Source organism: Vibrio gazogenes (assembly GCF_002196515.1).
In the GTDB taxonomy this organism is placed as follows: Bacteria; Pseudomonadota; Gammaproteobacteria; order Enterobacterales; family Vibrionaceae; genus Vibrio; species Vibrio gazogenes_A.
Genome location: NZ_CP018836.1, coordinates 636,437 through 658,697, shown reverse-complemented (window position 1 = coordinate 658,697; position 22,261 = coordinate 636,437). Strand labels below are relative to the sequence as shown.

The window sequence follows — 22,261 nt, the reverse complement described above, 5'->3', positions numbered from 1 at the left end:
CGTGTTGATGCAAAAGGGTGGCTCGTCAGATGGCCATTACTGAAAGTTGTGTTATAACAAAGTACTATATTGAGAAGGTTGTTGTGTATAAGGATTGTTCATCATCAATCATTCACTTTTTAAAATAGCCATACTGACTGGGTTAGCATTAATTGCTTTTGCTGCTAACTCGGTACTATGTCGATTAGCATTGGGTCATGAAGCCATCGATGCGTCAAGCTTTACGGCGATTCGGTTACTATCCGGTGCCGTTGTGCTTGTCTTGATTGTCCTCACCACGCAAAAGAATACCGACTCCCCGACGCAAGACGCCCGTCCGAAAGGGAGTTGGACTGCCAGTTTGATGTTATTTCTATATGCGGTGACCTTTTCCTATGCATATATCTCATTAGACACCGGAACTGGCGCGCTGATTCTGTTCGGCGCCGTTCAAATTACCATGATATTGCACTCCCTTTTCTCCGGTACAAAATTACATGTTACGGAGTGGTTAGGTATCACGACAGCTTTCGCAGGGTTTGTTTATTTGATTCTCCCGGGAGTCACCGCACCATCCTTGTCGGGTTTCTTACTGATGGCGACATCTGGCGTTGCATGGGGAATTTATACCCTCAAAGGCCGAGCTTCGAAAAATCCGCTGCTGGATACCGCCTATAATTTTTTCAGGTCTGTTCCGCTGGTGATCATCCTAACCCTCATCACCATACGCCATACCAATTATTCATCAGCAGGAATATGGTTAGCGATCATATCCGGTGGTATCACCTCAGGGATTGGTTACACGCTTTGGTATATCGCGCTGAGCGGCCTTTCTTCGATACAAGCCGCTGTGCTTCAATTAGCTGTTCCGATCATTGCGACTTTTGGTGGGGTTATATTTGTATCTGAAGTGATTACTTCCCGTCTGATCATGTCAGCGATTTTAGTGCTGGGTGGCATTTTAATGGTGATTTTAGGTCGCTATTATTTTTTAAAACGCAGCTTTTATAAAAAATAAATCATTTTATAAAAGATAAGTTATTTGATAAAACCTCAGCCAGGAACAAAAATATAACCACTTGCTGTCTACGGAGAATTATCTGGAACGCTCTCACTTACCCGTGAGTCATATGTTTACGATATATTGAGGAGAATACGGATGCCATACGTCAATATTAAAATCACAAAAGAAGGCGCAACTGCTGAGCAGAAGGGAGAGCTGATTGCCGGTGTGACCGAATTACTTGAAAGGGTGTTGAATAAAAACCCGGCGACCACAGTGGTTGTGATTGATGAGGTCGAAACCGATAACTGGGGCATTGCAGGTGAGCAGGTGACTCATCGCAGGAAGAAGGGCATGTAATCCCGGGAGGCGCATTGATCCTCTTTGCGTGACGGTGACGTTTATTCCCTCGACCGGAAAGTGCCGTGGAATATTATGTGATTGATGCCGCCAAGCGGCATTTGTCTTAAATTTACGGTATCATGCATCATTAACCCAATTGTAGTTACTCATGATTATACCCACTAAAAATCTTTCTTCTTCAAATACATCTTCTTCAAATGTATCTTGCTCAAACTGCGAAGCATGTTGTTGCCGCCTTGAAGTGATGATCATTTCAGACACGGGTGTGCCGGAACGATTTATCGAACGTGACCAATATGGCGGTGAAACAATGATGCGGCTTGATGACGGTTGGTGTGCTGCTTTAGACCGAGAGACTTTAATGTGCTCTATTTATGAGAACCGACCTTGGATATGCCGCGAGTTCGAAATGGGTTCTGAAGAATGTATCGATGAGCGTGTGAAATTCCTATAAAGCGGTATTCTCACAGTCAACGACATGAATGTTGAAGTGATTTTCTAGCGAGATCGATATGACCAAAACCAGACTTTTCAGAAGGATAAAAATTGTGAAATACATTTATTTTCTAATACTATTTACGGTCTTCAGTGGCCAGTCTTTGGCTTCAGATAATCTAGTCGGCCATGTGGTTTATACGGGTTTGTATGGCAATGGTCGGTTATTTATCGCAACAGATACGCAAATCAATGAACCGGGATGCCCAAGTGATCGAATCGATGTTGCTCCAAATCATCCACAAATTGACCGGTGGTTAAGTATTGCATTGGCCGCGAATACAACGGGAAAACGCGTTCAATTTAAAACCAATGGTTGCTATAAAAATCATCCGACATTGGATAAGACAGATAAATCTTGGTTCCACACGAAGTTTTCTGGTTAAGCATCATCCACATACAAGAGGCTATGCAGGCAATAATAGCCTCTTTCTCGATTCATAAAGATAACACCGGGATGAATGCTTTGATATTTCATCGGTTCAAGCTTGCATGCAGGGTACGGTTTTTGATGATTCAACCCTAAATAGACATGGTGTGGAAGGGCATATATAAAACGAGTTGATATTTATGATCGAATGTTATTGATAAAAACAGGTCATGTTATATTTCTTCAAAAATACAGATGTCATTTATATAATAATCATTTTGTAAATTGTAGGTTATATAATTAAGCCAAGTAGCACTGCATTGAACAAACACGTTTTTTAAAGAATAAATTCATTTTTTAAATCATGATTTTGATAAAATTAATGAATAAAAAAGAGTACGTAATTATATCAAAGAGAAAAAACAGAAATACTTTCTTAAATGAATCGTTATCCGTCACCTTCTCAGGTAGCTAGCGAGTAATAATTTTTATTAAATAAAAACAATAGCTTAAATTTTTAAACTTACGCTGAATCACCGACAAGTTTTAGCCAGTCAGTACCAGCCACTACGTCAAATGAAAGCAGTAAACAGCTATCTTTAAAGTTCAAAAATAAGTAGGTTAAAATATTCGATCATGATCACAATTGATTATTTGAGGTGGTTAATTTTATTATTTTTTTTCATAACACCATTATTAAATTAATTTTATTCTGAGCCTCTTCACCTTTGGCATAAATTGCATTATCCATATTTAAATATGGCTTCTACAATATTCATCACTTAACTCTTTTTAACAGTAAAAGTAGTGTGTTAAGGCAAACAAAAGTTTGCTGATAAAAAAGCAAACTGTACTTAACGGCCCAACCTCTGTAAGTGGTATTGGTTGAGAGGTAGAACTGGAGAATAACAATGGCCATAGTGAAAACGACGACCAATCGTGCAAAAAAATTTTTGACTATTCTGACCGTAACTGCGGGCGTTTTGTCAGCAACTGCCAGTGAGGCAAAAACCCTCACCTCAAATGAAACCGGTACCCATAACGGTTACTATTATTCGTTCTGGACTGATGCGCCAGGTACCGTTTCGATGACATTGGGGAATGGCGGTAGTTACAGCTCACAGTGGCGCAATACCGGCAACTGGGTTGGCGGTAAGGGTTGGAACCCGGGCGGGCGACGCTCCGTACAATATTCAGGTACTTTTAGTCCTTCCGGTAACGGTTACCTAGCGCTATACGGCTGGACAACCAATCCGTTGGTTGAGTATTACATCATTGAGAACTGGGGCAGCTATCGACCCGGTACAAACGGCACCTATTACGGTACCGTGAATACTGACGGCGGCACCTACGATATTTATCGTACACTGCGGGTTGATAAGCCTTCGATTGAGGGAGACCGATCCACATTCTATCAATACTGGAGTGTGCGTCAGCAAAAACGCACTGGTGGTACGATTACCACTGGCAATCACTTTGACGCATGGGCCAGCAAGGGCTTAAACCTCGGAAAATTCAATTACATGGTCATGGCGACCGAGGGTTATCAAAGTAGTGGTAGCTCGAACATCACGCTGGGCAGCTCTGGTGGCGGTGATAATGGCGGCGGCGATAATGGCGGCGGTGGCACCGGCTCAAGCAGTACCGACATTGTGGTCCGCGCAATGGGGATTAGTGGCCAAGAGCACATTAACCTACTGATTGGCGGTACTGCGGTTGCCAGCTGGAATTTAAGCAACAGCTATCAAGAGTATACCTATAAGGGCAGAGCCGCCGGGGATATACAAGTTCAGTATGACAACGATACGAATGGTCGTGATGTTGTCTTAGACTGGGTCTATGTCAACGGTGAAACCAGACAGGCTGAAGATATGGAATACAACACCTCTACCTATGACAATGGTAAGTGCGGTGGTGGTTCATATTCTGAAAACATGGACTGTAATGGTGTCATTGGCTTTGGTAATACTGATGATTGCTTTAGCGGCAACTGCTCTGGCAACGGTGGCGGTAACGGCAACAACGGCGGCAATAACAACGCGTGTAAAGGTTATGTCGGTATCACTTTCGATGACGGTCCTACCAGTAATACAGGGACACTCGTCAACCTGCTGAAACAAAATAACCTTAAACCGGTCACATGGTTTGCTTGGGGGCAGCGCGTCAGTGGCCGTTCGTGGATGATATCCCAAATGAAAGAAGTGGGTGAAGTTCAAAACCATAGCTACACTCATCCCCACATGTCGAATTACAGCTATCAGCAAATCACTAATGAGTTAAGCCGGACCAGTCAGGCGATCCAAAATGCCGGAGCACCAGCACCGACTTTGTATCGTCCGCCATATGGTGAAGTGAACTCAACGATTCAGCAGGCAGCACAAAATCTTGGTATGCGCGTCGTCACTTGGGATGTAGATTCCAAAGACTGGAACAACGCAAGTACCAGCGCTATTGTGAATGCAGCGAATCAACTTCGAAACGGGCAGATCATTTTAATGCATGATGGTTACAGCAACACCAACAACGCCGTTGCGCAAATTGCCCGTAATTTGAGAGCGAAAGGGTTATGCCCCGGACGGATTGATCGATACAGTGGTAAAGCAGTCGCGCCATAGGCAGAGTGGGCGAAACATTTCTCGCCCGCAATGAAGTACCGATCATAGACGTACCGATCATAAAGTACCGACTATATTCGCGAGGGAGAACAACAGTCAGATAGTCCCCCATATCTGACTCACTCCCACCTCAAGGCCGCAGATATCCGTCTGCGGCCTTGTCTGTTCTTCGTGATAAAAAATGGGAAAGTTAACCGATTCATCAGTCAAAGTAACTTGTTGATGTTTCTCAAACAGCAACAAGTTTTAGCACCAAGCTTTAGCAATAAGAAAAATGAAATAAGCAAGTCAAGGAAAGTGAATCCCACTAAGCCTGAACATCACGCAATCTCAGAGGCAAATATATGGCTGACAAGATCAGTGGTTTAGGTATGATGGCAGAGTGGCGCATCACTTTCATTGGGGCGGAGGAAGAAATTTGGCAGTCGTATCTAAGGATAATTCAGAACATTATCAATGGGGTGAGCAATGTGATGGTTGGCACTTGGTTAAGTCTCAGAGCCTCAGCGTTATTCAAGAGCGAGTTCCCCCGGGTTGTTCAGAGGTTCGTCATCTGCACAACAAGTCAGAACAATTTTTCTTTGTGTTATCCGGTTGCGCAACACTCGAAGTCAATGGCGAAACTTTTGAATTACTGCAAAACCAAGGTTTTCATGTACCAAGCAACACTCCTCACCAGTTGAGTAATCGTGGTCATACCGATCTACATTTCGTTGTCACATCTACGCCACCAAGTCATGGTGATCGTGTTGAAAAACCAGCATAACAAGAAAACACTCGTCTAGCACTGTGTACCACCATCAGTCGCCTAAGCGTTAAGTGCTGAAGAGAAAAGGTCAGTATGGCAATCGCTTATCGGCAGATAAGTATTGATGACGATCTCGACTTATGTGCTGATGCCAGAAAAGATGCATACTTTTGTCGCTGCGGACATTATGATGGATTCGATGACTTCATCAGAGGTATCGCAGAGAGTTGGCGAACGATTGGTGACAGCGGGATGGTGCGACATCCACATATTTTTTAGCTCAGCTACCAGAAAGGATTCACTGATGAATGTGGACAAAGCGAAAAAACGCATACTGAAACGCGTACAACGGGGGTTCAACGGTTATCCGCAAATCTCTGTAGAGTATTTCGGCAAAACGGCAGATATGGCGACGGAAGTCGCGATCACCTTTTTATCTGAAGAGAATGGCGAACCTCAAATACAACGATTCACGAGTGATAAAGACGCCAGAGAAGACGAAGCGATTCAATCGGTGTTGTTAAAAATCATTGAGCGTGCGGGCGCGAACACCGTATTAGAAAATCGAGTCATATCGGTTTGTTAAAGGTTCGCGGTTATGTTTCGTTTTTCTGTGATTTCAACATCGGCAACGAAACATACAAACGAGAGCATGGAGTCAGTCATGACATGCAATCCGATATATAGCCGTCAAATTCAATCATAAAACGATTCAGGACTTGCTGCCCATTTCTTGGTAAGGCAAGACATTCAAGAGACTATGCCGTCAATAATTAATTTTCACCCATATTAGCGTCCCATTTGCTTCCGTCTCTGAGCATCGAATTTAGGATGACAACCATCTTTCTGATGCAGGCAATAATGGCTACTTTTTTGGGGTTTCCGGCAGTTAAAAGGCGTTGATAAGTTGCCTTAATGACTGGGTTAGATTGCAGAGCTGACATCATTGCCATATACAGAACAGTGCGTACTTGTGCTCGCCCTCCTTGGATGACTCGCTTACCTTTGTAGCGACCGCTTTCACGGCTCATGGGGGCAACACCGATGAGTGAAGCCGCTTGTTTATTGCTGATATAACCCAGTTCAGGAACGTTACTAATAATCGAGGCCGCACAGATTTTTCCAATGCCGGGGACGCTCTGTAAAATCTCATTTTTGGCTTGGTACTCTGGGATGATTTGAATCAGAGCGACGATGAGTTTTTCGAGTTTCTCAATCTGTGCTTCAAACACTTCAGCACGGGATTGATGGTTGAAGCTAATGATTTCGGCATCGACTGCAGTCGGTTTTTCTCCATCGTCTGCATGGTCATTATTTGGTGACGCCGGGCCACTAAATCACTCATTAGACGCATAATTTCTGGTTTTAGCTGCGTGAGTTTCGGTTGGATAGCTTCGCTATAATGAGCGATAAGATTGGCGTCAAGCTTGTCAGTTTTGGCCCGACGGCCAATGGCTCCGGCAAAGCGTTTAATGTGGATTGGATTGGCAATGACAAAGGGCAATTGAGCTTGAGAGCAGGCGAGAATGAATGGCATTTCTAATCGCCCGGTTGCTTCGACAACGACCCGTTGAGGATGGTATTTTTTGATGGTTTGTACGGCTTCCTTGATGCCGTTTTCATCGTTAGAAACGGTGAAAAAAATATCAAGTGGACGGATGTAGATATCGAGTTTTGATTTGCCGGTATCAACACCGACATGAATGTTTTGAAGTGTGTTGGTATTCATAATAAGCTAACTCTTGCTTGCATAATGCGGGTTCGAGACCCAGAAGACTATTCGAGTGTGGTGCTTGGAGTCTATGCAGCGTTCGTTCTTGTTACCGGTCTCTCAATCGAGGATCCAACGCTGCATCGAACTGCTGCATAAAAAGCTTTAGTTGCTGCTAAAGCCTGGGTCTCACTTTACCCGAATTTAGATATTTATTATCCATACAATGCGCAGCAATTGACCTCGCAATATCACGCATTTTGGGAGAAAACATGCATTTTTATCAACCAGATGAATATCTGGCATCTTGTGAAAACCTCTACCGTAAGTACGAACTTGAGATAGCTGCTTTACTTCCAGACGCAACAATTGAGCATATTGGAGCTTCTTCTATCCCTAATGCTATATCTAAGGGAGATTTGGATATACTTGTTGGTGTTAACGGTAACGAGCTAGAGGAAGCAGTAAAGTTACTTTCTACTTTAGGTTTCAATGAAAAATCCAATACGCTAAGAACTCCAGAGCTTTGCATGCTAGAAAATAGCTCAGGTGAAGACGTCGCTTTCCAAGTCGTAGCGAATGGCTCAGAATTTGACTTCTTTGTGGAGTTTAGGGACAAGCTCCGCGAAAGCCCTGAGTTGGTTCAACAATACAATGAACTCAAAATGTCTTGTACAGGTTGGTCTCACGAAGAGTATCGTCGAAAAAAGTCAGCTTTTATTGAACGCGTTTTAGGACAGGCATAACCATAGCTTTAAGACGGATTCCCACGCTTGGCATTTTCGGTTTGAATTGGGTTAAGTGTTTACGGCACAATGGGTTAGGTAAGGTGTTAGCGTTGTTCATACCTTAATTTGGCGTTATACGCCAATCAGAAATTTCACATAAAAAGGAGTTAATGTGGAAGAAATCAAGGGAATAATCGACTTCATGGTTGAAGTTGAAAAACTCAAATCTGTCGAAAGACAAACCAAACCCGTAGGGTTAGATCGATATGAAAACTCAGCAGAACATAGTTGGCACGTATGTTTGAGTGCTCTAATGCTTAAAGACTTTGCTAATGTTCAAGTTGATATTGTTCGTGTCATGAAGATGTTGCTCATCCATGACTTAGGTGAAATTGAAGCTGGTGATATAATTATTTACTCCAGTGAAACAGATGAAAATAAACAACTGGAAAGATCGGGAATACACAAGTTATTCAAACTATTGCCAGAAGCAAGCCGAGAAGAATTTGGCAGCCTTTGGGACGAGTTTGAAGAAGGCGAAAGCCCTGATGCGAGATTTGCTAAGGCAATTGACCGAGTGCCGCCTTTACTTCACAACATTTACGGTGAAGGTCATAGCTGGAAAAAGCACAATATATCCAAAGAAAAGGTTTTCGCTTTCAACGGTGAACGTATTGCAAAGGGCAGTAACAGACTTTGGCAAGAAGTCGAGTCTAGACTGAATGAAGCGGTTGAATCTGGCGTATTGAAATAGGCGTATAACAAACGATTAAGGTTTCAAGGTACTTTTTCTAATCTGGTTCATGGGCGTTGGAGCATCATATCTAGCTTATTTCTGGCCAAAAATAAGTTTGAGTAGAGATTGAGACCTTTTCTATTCTGACACCTCACTCGCATCAGCACCTCAACGTTGCAGCATAAAAAATAAAGTGGTGTGAAGTGACTCGGGAAAAGGTCGCGATATGGATTTAAACTGATGAAAAGCCATAGACTTTTACGCAGCAGCTCGCCACACTGTGGGCATTGTTCACTAACCGATTCAAATCATTCAGATATGAAGACTTCACTCGACCACCTTCCCGAACGTAAACAGCATGAACTTGCGCTGATCTCGACCATTTTGCGCGACACGCTGGAAGAATACCTCGTTGGTAAGCAGGGGAGTAAAGCTGAATTTCGGATCCTGAAAATCATTCTGTTCGGCAGTCACGCCAAAGGCGGTTGGGTGCGGGACATTCCCAATGGCTATGTCAGTGACTACGACATTCTGGTCATCGTCAACAAATCCGCGCTGGTGGAAGACGATCTTGTCTGGCGCAGGGCGGAAGAGCAGATCGACCGTAAAGTCAAAAGTGCACCGCTGGGTCTGATTGTGCATACCTTGGAAGAGGTCAATGAACAGCTCAGACAAGGGCACTACTTCTTCAAGGATATTCGCGAAGAGGGCATCGAAATCTTTGCCGCGACGCCGAAAGCGCTGGCCGAACCGGGGGATCTGACCGATGAAGAACGTCATCAAATCGCCCAGAAGCATTATGATTACTGGTTTGAAAGTGCACAGCGATATTATTATGTCTATAGCACTCTACTATCTGAGAAAAAATGGTTAAGTGAAGCTGCTTTCAATCTTCATCAAGCCGCAGAGCGATTCTTTGCCTGTACCTTACTGGTTCTGACCAACTACCTACCCAAAACCCACAATATCGAAAAACTGAAAAAATACTGTGCCGAGCAAGACCGTGCCTTTGCCGATATTTTCCCAATGGATGACAAATTCCACCGCCGCAGCTTCCGCCGCCTGCAACGCGCCTACATCGACGCCCGTTACTCGATGCATTACGAAATCACCGAAGAAGAACTGGTGTATCTGCAAGGGGAAGTGGAGAAGCTGAAAGGGCTGGTGGAGCAGGTTTGTCTGACGCGGCTTGAAGGGTGATTCCACTTATGCAGCATGTATCGAAAATGATGTGTGCCCCCATATCTTCCTCTTTATCCCCTTATTTTCATCCGCTAGCCAGATTGTTTTTTATAGTCGATTTCCCATTTACCGTAGGCATCACAGTGACTCTTTGCTATAAATATATGCAATGAATTGATAAATGTTTATACCCACATTTCGTATGCGAAAGAGCGGTAGCGTGGAAAATGTCATGTTACACCATGAGATGTGAAAGCGGACTCTTCACATCACCCAATAAAGATACGTTTTAATGGTTTTTCACGCGTGACGAGTCTGCATCAACTCTTTTAAATTCGTGAGAAACAGGGATTTCATTGATAACTCCAGCACTGTTTTTATCAAATCACAACGTGGATAAATTAGATCGAACAAGTCAGTATTTCGCGATAGATGTTGAGAAAGCTCCGACTTTTTACTACTTGATGGTGAGTTGTGAGATTTTCAGTTTAGAAAAGAATTAAGTTATACAGAAGTATTCTCATAGAGTTGTTCTGTATAAGAAATGTTATGTGGTGCATAGAGGTAACTAATGAGATTAACAGTACCAGAACTAGAAATTAGCGAAAATGAAGGTTTTTCTCCTGAAAAGGATTTATTCCACAGAAAAGGATTTGGCGACCGATTATATAATTTGATAAATAATTCAAATGAGAATTTGGTACTAGCATTAGACGCCCAATGGGGGGAAGGCAAAAGCACATTTATTAAAATGTGGTCTAGTGAAAATTATCATCATCGCGAAGTACCACTAGAAACTATTTACTTTGATGCTTTTGAAAATGACTATCAAAAAGAACCATTCTTGGCATTAGCTTCAGAGATATATGAGTTGCTGGAAGATAAAGTTGAAAATAAAAAACAAGAATTTAAAGAAAAAGCAGCGCAAGTTTTTAAGGCTTTTAGTCGGGGGCTTATTAAGACAGGCATTCGTGTTGGTACGGCTGGTATCGTTGATGGTACGGCGCTGGATGAAGTAGAACAAGACCTATCAAAATTAGTATCTGAACAAGTAGATTCAGTTATATCTTCAAAATTTGAAAGTTCTAAGGCAGATAAATTAGCTTTAAAAAACTTCAAACATTTCTTATCCGATATGGCACTAAATAATACTGATGGGAAGCGAATTGTGTTTGTTATAGACGAACTTGATCGTTGTAGGCCTGATTTTGCATTAGAGCTACTAGAAAACATTAAACATCTATTCTCAGTTGCGGGAATAACATTTTTACTTGTTATGAATCGTAAACAACTCGAAGAGTCTGTTAAATATCGATACGGAAATGGAATAGATTCAGTCACTTATTTACAAAAATTCATTAATGTGTGGTTATCATTACCTCGATCATCAGGTAAGTATCAGCAAGATGATGGAGCTGAGTATCTAGTCAATTCATTAAAGTTAATGGCATCAGGGAATCCAATAAATAATGATTCTGCTGTTAATATGCTTAAATTGCTTGTAAAGCATTTAAAACCTTCATTCCGAGATATTGAAAGAATACTAACTTATTTTGCAATCATAGAAAATTCTCGTAATCAGACTATGAATGAATATTATCAGGATATTATGGCTGTAGTTTGTCTGATGAAAGTCATTAATCCTCGAATGATAGACGCTATTATAGCTAAAAGAGCAAATGCTCAAGACTTGCTAGAATTTCTTGGTATCTCACAAGGATCTGACTATTCAGAGGAATATGGACTTGAATATTTGGCCGTTGAAATTGAATTTGACTTGGCTACTGAGGAGCGAAAAAAAGAAATGCAAGACGATAAATTATTAGACATCAGGTTTCGAGCTCCGAGTAAAGTTATCGAATCTTTATATCAAGAACTTACTAACATTCAGCCTGTAAGTTAAATCACATAACAAGGCAAATCAAGCAGACGCAATACGGCTGTCGCGGTTTTTGCTAAAAACAAAAAGCCAGCAAAAATAACGCCATTCTATGCGCTGTTGTTTGCGGCGTTATGCGTAAAAGCCAGGAGGCAAATTTATGATCACAATTAGAAAAGCGAATAAAAGTGATGCTCAGGTGATTTACGACTTAAGAAGTCGCGCAATCCTTAATCAGTGTTCACAGTATTATTCCGAAGAACAACTTTTATTGTGGACGCAGGGTGGACCATCTGATCGTTTCATTGAGGATGTTGTTGAAACTTTTTATGTGTCAGAAGTAGATAGTCGGGTTGTTGGTAGCGGTAAGCTCAACACTGAAACAGGTATGATCGATGCGATATTCGTTGATCCTGATTATTTTGGGATGGGTGCTGCAAAAAAAATGCTCAAGTTTCTAGAGGGTCTGGCTGAGGAAAGCGGTTTGCAGTTGTTAATGTTAGAGTCAACTATAAATGCAGCGCCTTTCTATCGCTCATGTGGTTTTATTGGAGACAAACTATCTACTTATCACTCACCACGAGGTATCAGTTTGGATTGTGTTCCTATGGAAAAACATCTGGATAAATACGCATAACAAATGCCTCAAGAGGGACTATCAACGCGTGGCGTTTCCAGTCCCATTGAGCCGAAGTGGTTATGGCTGTTGTGTTTGAGGTTAGTGGTAATGCGTTGCCAGCCCCTTAGGCGGGCATTAGGTTTATGGTGAAAATATTATGGTAGATGAAAGACAAATAAATTTTACAGATAAAAGTGTATCAGAGCAGATGGTTTGGTGGTCATACTCTATGAGAGGCTTTTTATTCTTTTGCTTAGTTATGATATTGATTGGTCTGTCACCAATAAAATATTATCTATATTCAGTAGACCCAATTGTATCGAAAACCATTACTTGGACGATAGTTTGTATAGCATTTGGTGCAATTTCAGTACTTTATAAAATAAATAAAATTAAGCCAGTATTTTTACGTTCCAACAATAGAATAAATACAAAATCTTGGTGTTTATATAATGGTGTTTTATCTGTTCTATTCTTGATTTTTGCCTTTGCTACCCATATGGCGTCATTTTTATCTATAGAAGCTTGGGTTTATACAAAGCTATTTTTTGGCTTCTCACAGTACATCATTATTATCGGAGTTGGTGTTTGGGCTGCATCTACATCTAAGTAAATACAAACCAACTATGGCGCGTGGCGGTTTAGATAGAGGGAGTCCATATCATTCGTTAGCTGCTATCGAATCCACATGTCCGTTTAACTGTACAGCTAGTTTTTGGGGATTATACTTGTCCTGTTAACTGTACATGTGGATGTTTTATGAAAATTGTATCCTTTACGGAAGCGAGAAATAGTTTAAAAGCTGTTCTCGATGGTGTCGTGAATGATGCTGATACAACAGTAATTACTCGTCGTGATGCAGAGGATGCAGTCGTCATGTCCTTGGATTACTACAATAGCTTGATGGAAACCGTTCATTTACTTCGTTCTCCAGAAAACGCAGAGCATCTAAATCGTTCGATTGCTCAATATCGTGCAGGTCAAACAACAGCTCGAGATTTAATGGATGAGTAGTAGCCAGCGATTGCTTTCATGGACTGATGAATCTTGGAATGATCGTTTATATTGGCAAACACAAAATAAAAAGACATTGAAGCGTATAAATAAATTAATTAGTGATGTAAAACGTTCACCATTTGAAGGTATCGGAAAGCCCGAGCCATTAAAAGAAAATCTAGCCGGCTTTTGGTCACGCCGTATTGACGACACTAACCGGTTAGTTTATGCGGTTGATGACCAAGCTATCACAATTATTTCATGTCGTTATCATTACTAATGAGCTTTTGGTGAAGGGCAGCGAACAAATTGAAGTAATTGATAAAAATACCTGTCACGAATTTGGGTTCCCAAAATGTAGCGCCAGATATTTTTGCAACTGTTCTCAGTATTATGATTTTCCAAGAATGAGAAGGTAATTATGGCAGTTTTAGACATTCTCACGGTGCCGGATCCAAGGCTTAAAGTCAAAGCGGAAAAGGTACAAGATGTTTTGTTGATACAAACGTTAATCGACGATATGTTAGAAACCTTGTATGCCACCGACAATGGTATCGGCTTGGCTTCAACTCAAGTTGGTCGCAAAGAAGCGGTTGTCGTTATCGACCTTTCAGAAAATCGAGACAAACCATTGATTTTGGTTAACCCAGAAGTGGTCAGTGGTTCAGACAAAGCATTCGGTCAAGAAGGGTGTTTGTCAGTCCCTGATTACTACGCAGATGTAGAGCGTTTCACTTCAGTTGTCGTGTCTGCTCTCGATCGTGAAGGAAAGCCCATTAAAATTGAGAGTGATGATTTTCTGGCTATCGTCATGCAGCACGAAATTGATCATTTGTTGGGTAATTTGTTTATTGATTATCTTTCACCACTGAAGCGTCAAATGGCGATAAAAAAGGTTAAAAAGTACGTTAAAGCGCACTCTTAAGCCGTCTATTACAAGGCGTCTCAACCGACCCGCTTCGCCCTAAAAGAGCGTTGGTCACTAGCGGTCGAGCTTGGCGTTATACATGAGGAGATAAGTTGTACAGTGAAAGGTAAAATCAGAAGCGCAGAATCAACAGATGCCAAAGCAATCAAAGAAATATACGAATGTGAGCATACTTATACGGGGACGTTACAACTCCCATACCCTTCGATAGCAACTTGGGAAAAACGTGTTTCAAATGTGCCTGAGAATGTGTATCAGTATGTGGCGCTATTGGATGGTGAGATCGTCGGACATATTGGTTTTGAAATTTGTAAAAACCCTCGCCGTCGGCATGTTGGCAGTTTCGGTATGGGTGTGAAAGATCATGTGCAAGGCAGAGGTGTGGGTAGTCAGTTGTTGACAACAGTCGTAGAGCTTTCAGACAAATGGTTAAACCTAAGACGTTTAGAAGTTGAGGTTTATGCTGATAATGAGCGAGCGATTAACCTTTACAAAAAATTTGGCTTTCAAATTGAAGGGGAATCAGTGGATTATGCCTTTAGAAATGGTAAATATGTGAATGTCTATCATATGGCGCGAGTCGTAAAAAATGTATAACAAGCATCGCCACGCGTGGGATTTTTAACTCACTGAATAGAGAACTATTTCTAACTCACTGTTACATTCAAGGCCGCAGATATTCGTCTGCGGCTTTTTCTTTTTTTGACGTCTCAATCGCATCGTCGGTGTGACAGATAGCATGAACGATGCATTGGTGTGAAGTGCCTCGGGAAAAGGTCGCGATATGGATTTAAACTGATGAAAAGCCATAGACTTTTGCGCAGCAGCTCGCCACACTGTGGGCATTGTTCACTAACCGATTCAAATCATTCAGGTATGAAGACTTCACTCGACCACCTTTCCGAACGTAAACAGCATGAACTTGGGCTGATCTCGACCATTTTGCGCGACACGCTGGAAGAATACCTCGTTGGTAAGCAGGGGAGTAAAGCTGAATTTCGGATCCTGAAAATCATTCTGTTCGGCAGCCATGCCAAAGGTGGTTGGGTACGGGACATTCCCAACGGCTATGTCAGTGATTACGACATTCTGGTGATCGTCAACAAATCCTCACTGGTGGAAGAAGATCTCATCTGGCGCAGGGCGGAAGAGCAGATCGACCGCAAAGTCACAAGTGCGCCGCTGGGGCTGATTGTGCATACCTTGGAAGAGGTCAATGAACAGCTCAGACAGGGTCACTACTTCTTCAAGGATATTCGCGAAGAGGGCATCGAAATCTTTGCCGCGACGCCGAAAGCGCTGGCCGAACCGGGGGATCTGACCGATGAAGAACGCCATCAAATCGCACAGCATCATTTTGACCACTGGTTTATCAGTGCTTCTGACTTTTTTGAATTATTTCAAATTTCGGTGGAGAGAGAAAAACTTGCTCAAGCGGCTTTCCTTCTCCACCAATCCACAGAGCGATTCTTTGCCTGTACCTTACTGGTTCTGACCAACTACTTGCCCAAAACCCACAATATCGAAAAACTGAAAAAATACTGTGCCGAGCAAGCCCGTGCCTTCGCCGATATTTTCCCGATGGATGACAAATTCCACCGCCGCAGCTTCCGCCGCCTGCAACGCGCCTACATCGACGCCCGTTACTCGATGCATTACGAAATCACCGAAGAAGAACTGGTGTATCTGCAAAGTGAAGTGGAGAATCTGAAAGGGCTGGTGGAGCAGGTTTGTCTGACACGGCTTGAAGGGTGATCCCACTTATGCAGCGCATCGAAAATGATGTGTGCCTTGTGTCTTCCTCTTTATCCTCTTATTTTTCATCCGCTAGCCAGATTGTTTTTTATAATCGATTCCCATTTACCGTAGGCATCACAGCGACTCTTTGCTATAAATATATGCAATGAATTGATAAATGTTTATACCCACATTTCGTATGCGAAAGAGCGGTAGCGTGGAAAAATGTCATGTTACACCATGAGATGTGAAAGCGGACTCTTCACACCCAATAAAGATACGTTTTAATGGTTTTTCACGCGTAGTGACGAGCCAGCATCAACTCTTTTCAACTCGTGAGAAACGGGGATTTCATTAATAATTCCAGCACTGTTTTTATCTACAGCTTTTATCAAGTCACAATGTGGATAAATTAGATCGAACAAGTCAGCATTTTGCGACAGATGTTGAAAAAGATCTGAATTTTTACGACTTGATGGTGAGTTGTGAGAGATTCAGTTTAGAAAAAGAATTAAGTTATACGGAAGTATTCTTATAGAGTAGTTCTGTATAAGAAAGGTTATGTTCAGGGCTGAGATATTTAAACGGGAGTGAAAGTGAAAATTGAAAACGAAATTGACAAACTTCTTCAGCTCGATGACTCGATGAAAATTTCTGTCCTTGGTTTTTCTTTAATCGAAGAAAAAGTTGAACGTTTAATTGAACTATGTTTGGATAGTGAACATCGCGTTGAAATAACGAAGATGTCAACAATGATCAAAGTAGATCTAGCAGTAGGTTTAGGAGTTCTTCCATCTGATTATAAAGGGTTAATCAAAAAGCTCTACCAACTTCGTAATGAATATGCGCATAAGATATACATTGAATCATTTCCTAAACAAATAGATCATATCGAGTCATCATTATCGATAAGCCAGCGAGATGCACTTAAAGAAATTGAGAGAGAACTCAGTCAGATTGAAATTCTTCGTTATGCTACATTTAGCACCATTTTCAGTATTGAACAGTGTGTTAAAAATTATACTAATAAACTCGAAACAGATAAAAAAATTAGAGAACACAAATTTAACCCTCCGTTTGCGTTAGGCATAGGGATCCCGTTTCCGAGTGAAAAAATAATAAATAGTTTACTTGAAAATAAGTGGAGCATATTACTTCAGCAGAGTGCTCAGCGTGCTTTGGATGCTATGAACATAACAAAGCAAATCAATGGACGCTAAACGCTTGGGGCTTGTTGTTTAAAGGTTTTTTGTTGCTGAAACATTGGAGTTAGCGCCATTGTTTGTGGCGTTATGTGCTTGGAGGTGAAATAGGTATGGATGTCATAATATTAAACGGCGCAAGCAGTTCTGGAAAAAGCTCTATTGCTAGAGAACTTCAGGCGATTTTACCTAGAAACGACCTACACATCGGAATCGATACGTTTATCTCGATGATGCCAGAGAAATCGAACTCACTAGATTGCAGCAATAAAAGTGAAGCAACCCTGTACAATTGGCGTAACGCATTAAGATAGTCAGTATATTGGCGCATTGAGTCAGAAAAATCTTGCGACTGTTCTCAGAATGATGCATTTAGTGTTCAAAGGAGTGATATGTGAAAAGAAGTAATGCAACAACAGAAAGGCTTTTTAAGTCTGCAGGGATTTGTGAGGGCATGACAGTCCTTGAGCTAGGATGTGGCCCCGGAGAGGTCTCTGAAGTTTTGAGTGATATTGTCGGTTCTAGTGGCAGTGTGTTAGCCATTGATCGCAGTAAAGAGATGATAGCTTCCGCCTCAAATCGTCTCGACAAATCTGGAAAGAGCAATGTACGTTTTTTACAAGCCGATTTGAATGAAGCTCCGAAGTACCTGGAAAGCATTGACCTTTTGTCTTTTGATGCAGTGGTTGGGCGTCGGGTTCTCATGTATTTACCTAGCCCTGAGAGAGTTCTTTCCGGTCTGTTACCTTGGTTACGAGAGAATGGTCTGGTCGTATTTGAGGAGCACGACTCGACTATCTGTCCTGGGTTTGTTGAGGCGATGCCAGCACACGAGAAAGGCGTCTCTTTACTCGCAAAAATGCTTGCCGAAGAAGGCGTTGATCAGTCTATGGGATTCCATTTACCTGCAACTTACGCGGCTGCTGGACTAAAGTTTGAGGCAATCTGGGCAGAGGCGGTTATTGACGGGCAAGGCGACCAATATACGCTTGGAGAGCTTTTGCAGTTGCTTAAGCCACGCATGGCGTCGTCGAATATTGCCATCGCGTCTGAAATTGATGAGCTGATAGCACAAATTGAAAGTGAGAAAAACCCTACAACTGTATTCGTTAGCGGAATGCGTTTCTGTGCTAAGGCTATAAAAGGGTAAAAATTGTTGCGACGAAACATAACAAGCATCGCCTCGCGTGGGATTTTTAACTCACTGAATAGAGAACCATTTCTGACTCACTGTTACATTCAAGGCCGTAGATATTTATCTGCGGCTTTTTCTTTTTTGCAGCCTCACTCGCACTGTCGGTGTGACTGACGGCATGAACGATACATCGGTGTGAAGTGCCTCGGGAAAAGATAACGATATGGATTTAACCCGATGAAAAACCATAGACTTTTACGCAGCAGCTCGCCACACTGTGGGCATTGGGTAATCTAGCGGTATACCATTTTAGAATTCTTCGACTGAGAGTGAGCTGCGAGTTTAAAGGGATTGATCAATTGAATGATTTGAAAATAGCGTTGTTATTCATCATATTGACATCAATATCGGCAAATGCCCATGATGTTGGTTTTCGACGGTTAGATAACGTCTCAACAAATGGTTTATCAATGTTTGTGCTTTATCCGACCACATCAAAGCCAAAGTCGGTTGATTTCGGCCCTTTTACGCTGAATGTTGCGATTGGCGGGGCAATGGAAGACGGTCGCTTTCCATTAGCGGTTTTATCGCATGGTTCAGGCAGCAGTGGCTTATCCTACAAGGATATCGCGCTTTCACTCGTTCACCATGGCTTTATTGTTGCGATGCCTTTGCATCCTCACAATAATCACCTCGATAATTCACTGGAAGGTAAGGTCGAGAATTATGTTAACAGGCCGAAGGATATTTCTGCGTCGATAGACAAGTTATTCGCAATACCAAGGGTAAGCGCTCATATTGACCCACAAAAAATTGCTGTATTAGGGCACTCTATTGGTGGGTACACAGCCCTTGTTGTTTCCGGTGCCATCGCGAAGACCAAAGCACTGATTGATTTATGTAAAAGTTTACCAACACTGGCCGATCCTTACTGTGCCCCGGTCTTGAGTGGTGAATTAACCCAAAACATTACGGTGAATTCAAAAGATACCAGAATTCGGGCTCAAGTATTAATGGCGCCTGTTGGTGCGCTCTTTTTGTCTAAACACGCCTTTGACAATGTCGATATTCCAACGTTATTGCTCGTCGCTGAGAAAGATCAAGAGCTGACTGCGGCGTACAATGCGCAAGTGATAAAAAATGGCCTTGAAAAAACGGGGCGCCTCACGGTCAAAGTCATTCCTAATGCGGGGCATTACTCATTTTTAACGGCTTACCCTGATTCTTTGAAAGCGACGTTAGGCATCATCGCACAAGATCCGCAAGGCTTTGATCGTGTTGAGTTCCAAAACAGTATTGGCGATCAAATTGCCACTTATCTTATTCAAGTCTTGTCACCACACACATAATCATCATTTAGCATGTTTGTCATTGAAGGAGGAAACTTGAACACAAGTGTTACGATCAGTCTGGCTCAAATCCCAGTCAGCAAAGGCGATGTAAAGGCCAACCTTGAACAGCATCTTTACATGATTGAACGCGCATCTTCTTCCCAAGCTGATGTGGTGGTATTTCCGGAACTGTCATTAACGGGGTATGAACTTGAGCTGTTGGCTGAGTTGGCTGTACCGCCAGAGTCATCGCACTTCCAGACGTTATCTCAAGCCGCTGTTGACCATGATATTGTCGTTATCGCCGGATGCCCGCTAAAACCGGAACAAGCGGGCAAACCAACAATCGGTGCGGTTATCTGTTTTCCTGACGGCACTGTGCAGTTTTATGTAAAACAGTCCTTACATGCGGGAGAAGAGGTGTATTGCTCATCCGGTGAGACGGATTACTGTTTCCACATCAAAGGATATCAAATCGCATTGGCGGTTTGTGCCGATTTTGCCGACCCTCAGCATGCTCAGCGCGCCAAAGCAGCCGGTGCCGATATCTACGTTGTGAGTGCTTTAATCTCAGAGCACGGCTTTGTACCGGACGGCAAGATTTTATCTCAAACAGCAACTGAACATGGTTTTCCTGTTTTTTTGAGTAATCATATTTCAGTCACCGGCGGGTGGGACACGTGTGGTCGCAACGCCGTCTGGAACTCACATGGCGAGCTTGTGTTGAGTTCTGAGACTAAAGATAGCTGTCTGGTCTTGGGGACGGTCACTGGCAATCAGATCGAAGCCGCGAAAATATAATGGTTCTGTCATTGGAAGTGATGATATCTAAATGAACGAGGAAGCAATCATCGTGACGAAAAAGAGAAACCCAATTTGGGCAGCACTGCTGTCAGTGCTCACACCGGGTCTTGGGCATGTCTATGCCGGCGATTTAAAAAAGGGCTTGTCACTTATCGGTATTGAATATGGTGTCATCCTCGTGGCTGGCATTGCTGGTGTGCTATCGACGTTCTATGGCATCGCAGCGTTGATTGTCTTTTTTATCGGGTTTTATATTTTTGTCATCATCAGTTCAGTGAGACTGGCCCTGAAAAACCGGCAATACCCATTACAGCCATATAACCGCTGGTATTGGTATCTGGCGATATTGATGGCTGTCTCGCTGATTGCCAATACATTGTTCTCTGCGCGTGGTGCGATTCTCGGTTATCAAACGTATCAGATTCCTTCCAGAGCGATGGAGCCGACTTTGCAGGCCGGTGACTTTATTACGGTGAATACCCGATATCACCAACCCAAAGTGGGGGATGTGATCGTATTTTTATACCCGAAAGATCGGCGGATTCTCTATGTTAAAAGAGTTGCGGCAGTGGGGGATGATACGGTCTCGATACATGATGGCGTGGTATATCGCAATGGCAAGCCTGAGCCCTCGCTCGCTGTCCCGGAGGAGCGCAGAGTCAGAGATATTTCTGTTTCTATGAATGAAAGACGCATTCCTGAAAATGAGTTGTTTGTTCTTGGCGACTGGCGAGATAACAGCAGCGACAGTCGGTTTTGGGGGACTGTCCCGGTCAATGATGTGATTGGTCAGGTGACGCAAATCTGGTTTGCCGACGATACCAGCAGGATTGGCAAAACGGTTAAATAACACGTATCTGCATCAATACCCGTACAGATTTCCAATGACAGCCCCAGCGTCTGAGAGACGTCGGGGGCTGTTCATAAAAGCCACACACCTCGGAAAAAGGCGTGGTTATGTGCCTCGCAGCTGCAATAAGTTATCGGCCAGTTCCGAGAATCCATAGCCGCCGTTACGTTCGGTGATGAAACTGGGCTGATGAGTCAAATCATCCATGACTGCAAGAATATTATTGACGCCAAAGGTCAGTGGCAGCCAAGCGAACATACTTTCGTCATTGTGAGAATCACCGATGTAGGTCACGGTTGCCAAATCAATTTCATCCTGCTGCGTGATGCTGCGTAGAAACGACTTACCACTGCGTTGTTTGCTATGTTCTCCTACCCACGCATTGATATGGATCGAACTCACCATCACATTGACGGGGGAGCCATCGATGTTTAAGTCACCAATCCGCCGGGCAATGTCTTGTGCAATGGTTTTGTTCACCGGAATGCGATCCTGACTTAAATTAATCGCAACGTCGCAGATTCGGTAACCTTGGTCTGTGGCAAAATCGACGTCCGGGTAATCGGCTAAAATCGTCCCGATTTTTTCTCTGAGCAGCTCCTGACGCACACGCATCGTGTCAACCGGTTGGGTGTAGTGGGTTTGAAAACCGTGGCGATTTTTGATCATCCAGAATGCGCCATTTTCCCCAATCACTCCGTACAACGGCCAAAGTTTGGCGATATGATCGCACCATCCGGCACAAGCGCCGGTCACGGCAACGACTTTTACCCCGGCGCGGTGCAACCGGTCGAGAGCGGTGAGCGTTTCCGGTGGAATTCGCCCGCGCCACGTTAAAGTGTCATCCACA

26 protein-coding genes and 1 pseudogene are annotated in these 22,261 nt (G+C 42.9%); 25 read left to right on the top strand and 2 right to left on the bottom strand.

Features of this window, described 5'->3' with window-relative positions; genetic code table 11:
• Positions 1 to 94: 94 nt before the first annotated feature.
• The 8 genes from BSQ33_RS18590 to BSQ33_RS18560 all read left to right on the top strand — a co-directional run bounded on the left by BSQ33_RS18590 (position 95) and on the right by BSQ33_RS18560 (position 6,159).
• Positions 95 to 997 carry a DMT family transporter gene (locus tag BSQ33_RS18590; RefSeq protein WP_232471989.1) on the top strand — a complete coding sequence of 301 codons (903 nt, stop codon included), beginning with the start codon at positions 95 to 97 and terminating at the stop codon, positions 995 to 997.
• Between the two features lie 141 nt (positions 998 to 1,138).
• Positions 1,139 to 1,342: a 2-hydroxymuconate tautomerase family protein gene (locus BSQ33_RS18585; protein WP_021021019.1), complete on the top strand. Its 204-nt coding sequence runs from the start codon at positions 1,139 to 1,141 to the stop codon at positions 1,340 to 1,342.
• A 151-nt stretch (positions 1,343 to 1,493) separates the two neighbouring features.
• A complete protein-coding gene (locus BSQ33_RS18580; protein WP_021021018.1) occupies positions 1,494 to 1,799 on the top strand; it encodes a YkgJ family cysteine cluster protein in 306 nt (101 codons plus the stop codon).
• Positions 1,800 to 1,893: 94 nt separating this feature from the next.
• Entirely contained in the window at positions 1,894 to 2,226 is a 333-nt protein-coding gene (locus BSQ33_RS18575) for a hypothetical protein (protein ID WP_021021017.1), read from the top strand.
• An 895-nt stretch (positions 2,227 to 3,121) separates the two neighbouring features.
• Positions 3,122 to 4,825 carry a glycoside hydrolase family 11 protein gene (locus BSQ33_RS22145; RefSeq protein WP_088134896.1) on the top strand — a complete coding sequence of 568 codons (1,704 nt, stop codon included), beginning with the start codon at positions 3,122 to 3,124 and terminating at the stop codon, positions 4,823 to 4,825.
• Between the two features lie 418 nt (positions 4,826 to 5,243).
• Positions 5,244 to 5,591: a cupin domain-containing protein gene (locus BSQ33_RS18565; RefSeq protein ID WP_027694291.1), complete on the top strand. Its 348-nt coding sequence runs from the start codon at positions 5,244 to 5,246 to the stop codon at positions 5,589 to 5,591.
• 75 nt (positions 5,592 to 5,666) lie between these two features.
• Positions 5,667 to 5,852 (top strand): hypothetical protein, encoded by a 186-nt coding sequence (locus BSQ33_RS21855; RefSeq protein WP_198298191.1) that lies wholly within the window; start codon positions 5,667 to 5,669, stop codon positions 5,850 to 5,852.
• Positions 5,853 to 5,877: 25 nt separating this feature from the next.
• Complete coding sequence (locus BSQ33_RS18560; RefSeq protein ID WP_021021013.1) at positions 5,878 to 6,159, top strand: hypothetical protein; 282 nt, start codon at positions 5,878 to 5,880, stop codon at positions 6,157 to 6,159.
• Between the two features lie 187 nt (positions 6,160 to 6,346).
• Here the strand turns inward: BSQ33_RS18560 and BSQ33_RS18555 are convergent.
• Positions 6,347 to 7,302, bottom strand: a pseudogene (locus BSQ33_RS18555) (IS110 family transposase).
• A 254-nt stretch (positions 7,303 to 7,556) separates the two neighbouring features.
• Here BSQ33_RS18555 and BSQ33_RS18550 point away from each other — a divergent pair.
• The 17 genes from BSQ33_RS18550 (at position 7,557) to lepB (ending at position 21,411) form a co-directional block, all read left to right on the top strand.
• Positions 7,557 to 8,030: a GrpB family protein gene (locus BSQ33_RS18550; RefSeq protein WP_021021001.1), complete on the top strand. Its 474-nt coding sequence runs from the start codon at positions 7,557 to 7,559 to the stop codon at positions 8,028 to 8,030.
• A 154-nt stretch (positions 8,031 to 8,184) separates the two neighbouring features.
• On the top strand, positions 8,185 to 8,766 hold the full coding sequence (locus BSQ33_RS18545; RefSeq protein WP_088134895.1) for an HD domain-containing protein: 582 nt from the start codon (positions 8,185 to 8,187) through the stop codon (positions 8,764 to 8,766).
• A gap of 300 nt (positions 8,767 to 9,066) precedes the next feature.
• Positions 9,067 to 9,948, top strand: coding sequence for a HEPN domain-containing protein (locus BSQ33_RS18540; RefSeq protein WP_157721440.1), 882 nt, complete (start codon positions 9,067 to 9,069; stop codon positions 9,946 to 9,948).
• Between the two features lie 553 nt (positions 9,949 to 10,501).
• A complete protein-coding gene (locus BSQ33_RS18535; protein ID WP_088134893.1) occupies positions 10,502 to 11,833 on the top strand; it encodes a KAP family P-loop NTPase fold protein in 1,332 nt (443 codons plus the stop codon).
• Positions 11,834 to 11,969: 136 nt separating this feature from the next.
• Complete coding sequence (locus BSQ33_RS18530; RefSeq protein WP_088134892.1) at positions 11,970 to 12,446, top strand: GNAT family N-acetyltransferase; 477 nt, start codon at positions 11,970 to 11,972, stop codon at positions 12,444 to 12,446.
• Positions 12,447 to 12,585: 139 nt separating this feature from the next.
• Positions 12,586 to 13,041 (top strand): hypothetical protein, encoded by a 456-nt coding sequence (locus BSQ33_RS18525; protein WP_072955408.1) that lies wholly within the window; start codon positions 12,586 to 12,588, stop codon positions 13,039 to 13,041.
• 146 nt (positions 13,042 to 13,187) lie between these two features.
• Complete coding sequence (locus BSQ33_RS18520) at positions 13,188 to 13,442, top strand: type II toxin-antitoxin system Phd/YefM family antitoxin (protein WP_072955410.1); 255 nt, start codon at positions 13,188 to 13,190, stop codon at positions 13,440 to 13,442.
• On the top strand, positions 13,435 to 13,704 hold the full coding sequence (locus tag BSQ33_RS18515) for a Txe/YoeB family addiction module toxin (RefSeq protein ID WP_088134891.1): 270 nt from the start codon (positions 13,435 to 13,437) through the stop codon (positions 13,702 to 13,704). The genes BSQ33_RS18520 and BSQ33_RS18515 overlap by 8 nt, the downstream gene beginning before the upstream one ends.
• Before the next feature lie 141 nt (positions 13,705 to 13,845).
• Positions 13,846 to 14,349 (top strand): peptide deformylase, encoded by a 504-nt coding sequence (def, locus tag BSQ33_RS18510; protein WP_088134890.1) that lies wholly within the window; start codon positions 13,846 to 13,848, stop codon positions 14,347 to 14,349.
• A gap of 102 nt (positions 14,350 to 14,451) precedes the next feature.
• Entirely contained in the window at positions 14,452 to 14,949 is a 498-nt protein-coding gene (locus tag BSQ33_RS18505) for a GNAT family N-acetyltransferase (protein ID WP_021020996.1), read from the top strand.
• Between the two features lie 279 nt (positions 14,950 to 15,228).
• Positions 15,229 to 16,107 (top strand): HEPN domain-containing protein, encoded by an 879-nt coding sequence (locus tag BSQ33_RS18500; RefSeq protein WP_157721439.1) that lies wholly within the window; start codon positions 15,229 to 15,231, stop codon positions 16,105 to 16,107.
• Positions 16,108 to 16,685: 578 nt separating this feature from the next.
• Positions 16,686 to 17,309 (top strand): hypothetical protein, encoded by a 624-nt coding sequence (locus BSQ33_RS18495; RefSeq protein ID WP_088134888.1) that lies wholly within the window; start codon positions 16,686 to 16,688, stop codon positions 17,307 to 17,309.
• Between the two features lie 95 nt (positions 17,310 to 17,404).
• Positions 17,405 to 17,605: a phosphotransferase-like protein gene (locus BSQ33_RS22270; protein ID WP_088134887.1), complete on the top strand. Its 201-nt coding sequence runs from the start codon at positions 17,405 to 17,407 to the stop codon at positions 17,603 to 17,605.
• 140 nt (positions 17,606 to 17,745) lie between these two features.
• Positions 17,746 to 18,441, top strand: coding sequence for a methyltransferase domain-containing protein (locus BSQ33_RS18485; RefSeq protein ID WP_157721438.1), 696 nt, complete (start codon positions 17,746 to 17,748; stop codon positions 18,439 to 18,441).
• A gap of 455 nt (positions 18,442 to 18,896) precedes the next feature.
• A complete protein-coding gene (locus BSQ33_RS18480; protein WP_157721437.1) occupies positions 18,897 to 19,775 on the top strand; it encodes an alpha/beta hydrolase family protein in 879 nt (292 codons plus the stop codon).
• Positions 19,776 to 19,811: 36 nt separating this feature from the next.
• Entirely contained in the window at positions 19,812 to 20,558 is a 747-nt protein-coding gene (locus BSQ33_RS18475) for a carbon-nitrogen hydrolase family protein (RefSeq protein WP_088135298.1), read from the top strand.
• 31 nt (positions 20,559 to 20,589) lie between these two features.
• Positions 20,590 to 21,411, top strand: a complete 822-nt coding sequence (lepB, locus tag BSQ33_RS18470) for a signal peptidase I (RefSeq protein WP_088134884.1) — start codon at positions 20,590 to 20,592, stop codon at positions 21,409 to 21,411.
• A gap of 105 nt (positions 21,412 to 21,516) precedes the next feature.
• On the opposite strand, the gene BSQ33_RS18465 is transcribed toward lepB, so the two are convergent.
• Complete coding sequence (locus BSQ33_RS18465; protein ID WP_232472028.1) at positions 21,517 to 22,260, bottom strand: HAD-IIB family hydrolase; 744 nt, start codon at positions 22,258 to 22,260, stop codon at positions 21,517 to 21,519.
• Position 22,261: the final 1 nt, after the last annotated feature.

Coding starts and splice junctions, on each gene's coding strand:
- BSQ33_RS22145 (WP_088134896.1), top strand. CDS start 3,122: ATGGCCATAGTGAAAACGACGACCAATCGTGCAAAAAAATTTTTGACT.
- BSQ33_RS18485 (WP_157721438.1), top strand. CDS start 17,746: ATGACAGTCCTTGAGCTAGGATGTGGCCCCGGAGAGGTCTCTGAAGTT.
- BSQ33_RS18580 (WP_021021018.1), top strand. CDS start 1,494: ATGATTATACCCACTAAAAATCTTTCTTCTTCAAATACATCTTCTTCA.
- BSQ33_RS18525 (WP_072955408.1), top strand. CDS start 12,586: ATGGTAGATGAAAGACAAATAAATTTTACAGATAAAAGTGTATCAGAG.
- BSQ33_RS18535 (WP_088134893.1), top strand. CDS start 10,502: ATGAGATTAACAGTACCAGAACTAGAAATTAGCGAAAATGAAGGTTTT.
- BSQ33_RS18500 (WP_157721439.1), top strand. CDS start 15,229: ATGAAGACTTCACTCGACCACCTTTCCGAACGTAAACAGCATGAACTT.
- BSQ33_RS18585 (WP_021021019.1), top strand. CDS start 1,139: ATGCCATACGTCAATATTAAAATCACAAAAGAAGGCGCAACTGCTGAG.
- BSQ33_RS18520 (WP_072955410.1), top strand. CDS start 13,188: ATGAAAATTGTATCCTTTACGGAAGCGAGAAATAGTTTAAAAGCTGTT.
- BSQ33_RS21855 (WP_198298191.1), top strand. CDS start 5,667: ATGGCAATCGCTTATCGGCAGATAAGTATTGATGACGATCTCGACTTA.
- def (WP_088134890.1), top strand. CDS start 13,846: ATGGCAGTTTTAGACATTCTCACGGTGCCGGATCCAAGGCTTAAAGTC.
- BSQ33_RS18550 (WP_021021001.1), top strand. CDS start 7,557: ATGCATTTTTATCAACCAGATGAATATCTGGCATCTTGTGAAAACCTC.
- BSQ33_RS18515 (WP_088134891.1), top strand. CDS start 13,435: ATGAGTAGTAGCCAGCGATTGCTTTCATGGACTGATGAATCTTGGAAT.
- BSQ33_RS18540 (WP_157721440.1), top strand. CDS start 9,067: ATGAAGACTTCACTCGACCACCTTCCCGAACGTAAACAGCATGAACTT.
- BSQ33_RS18530 (WP_088134892.1), top strand. CDS start 11,970: ATGATCACAATTAGAAAAGCGAATAAAAGTGATGCTCAGGTGATTTAC.
- BSQ33_RS18480 (WP_157721437.1), top strand. CDS start 18,897: ATGTTTGTGCTTTATCCGACCACATCAAAGCCAAAGTCGGTTGATTTC.
- lepB (WP_088134884.1), top strand. CDS start 20,590: ATGAACGAGGAAGCAATCATCGTGACGAAAAAGAGAAACCCAATTTGG.
- BSQ33_RS22270 (WP_088134887.1), top strand. CDS start 17,405: ATGGATGTCATAATATTAAACGGCGCAAGCAGTTCTGGAAAAAGCTCT.
- BSQ33_RS18560 (WP_021021013.1), top strand. CDS start 5,878: ATGAATGTGGACAAAGCGAAAAAACGCATACTGAAACGCGTACAACGG.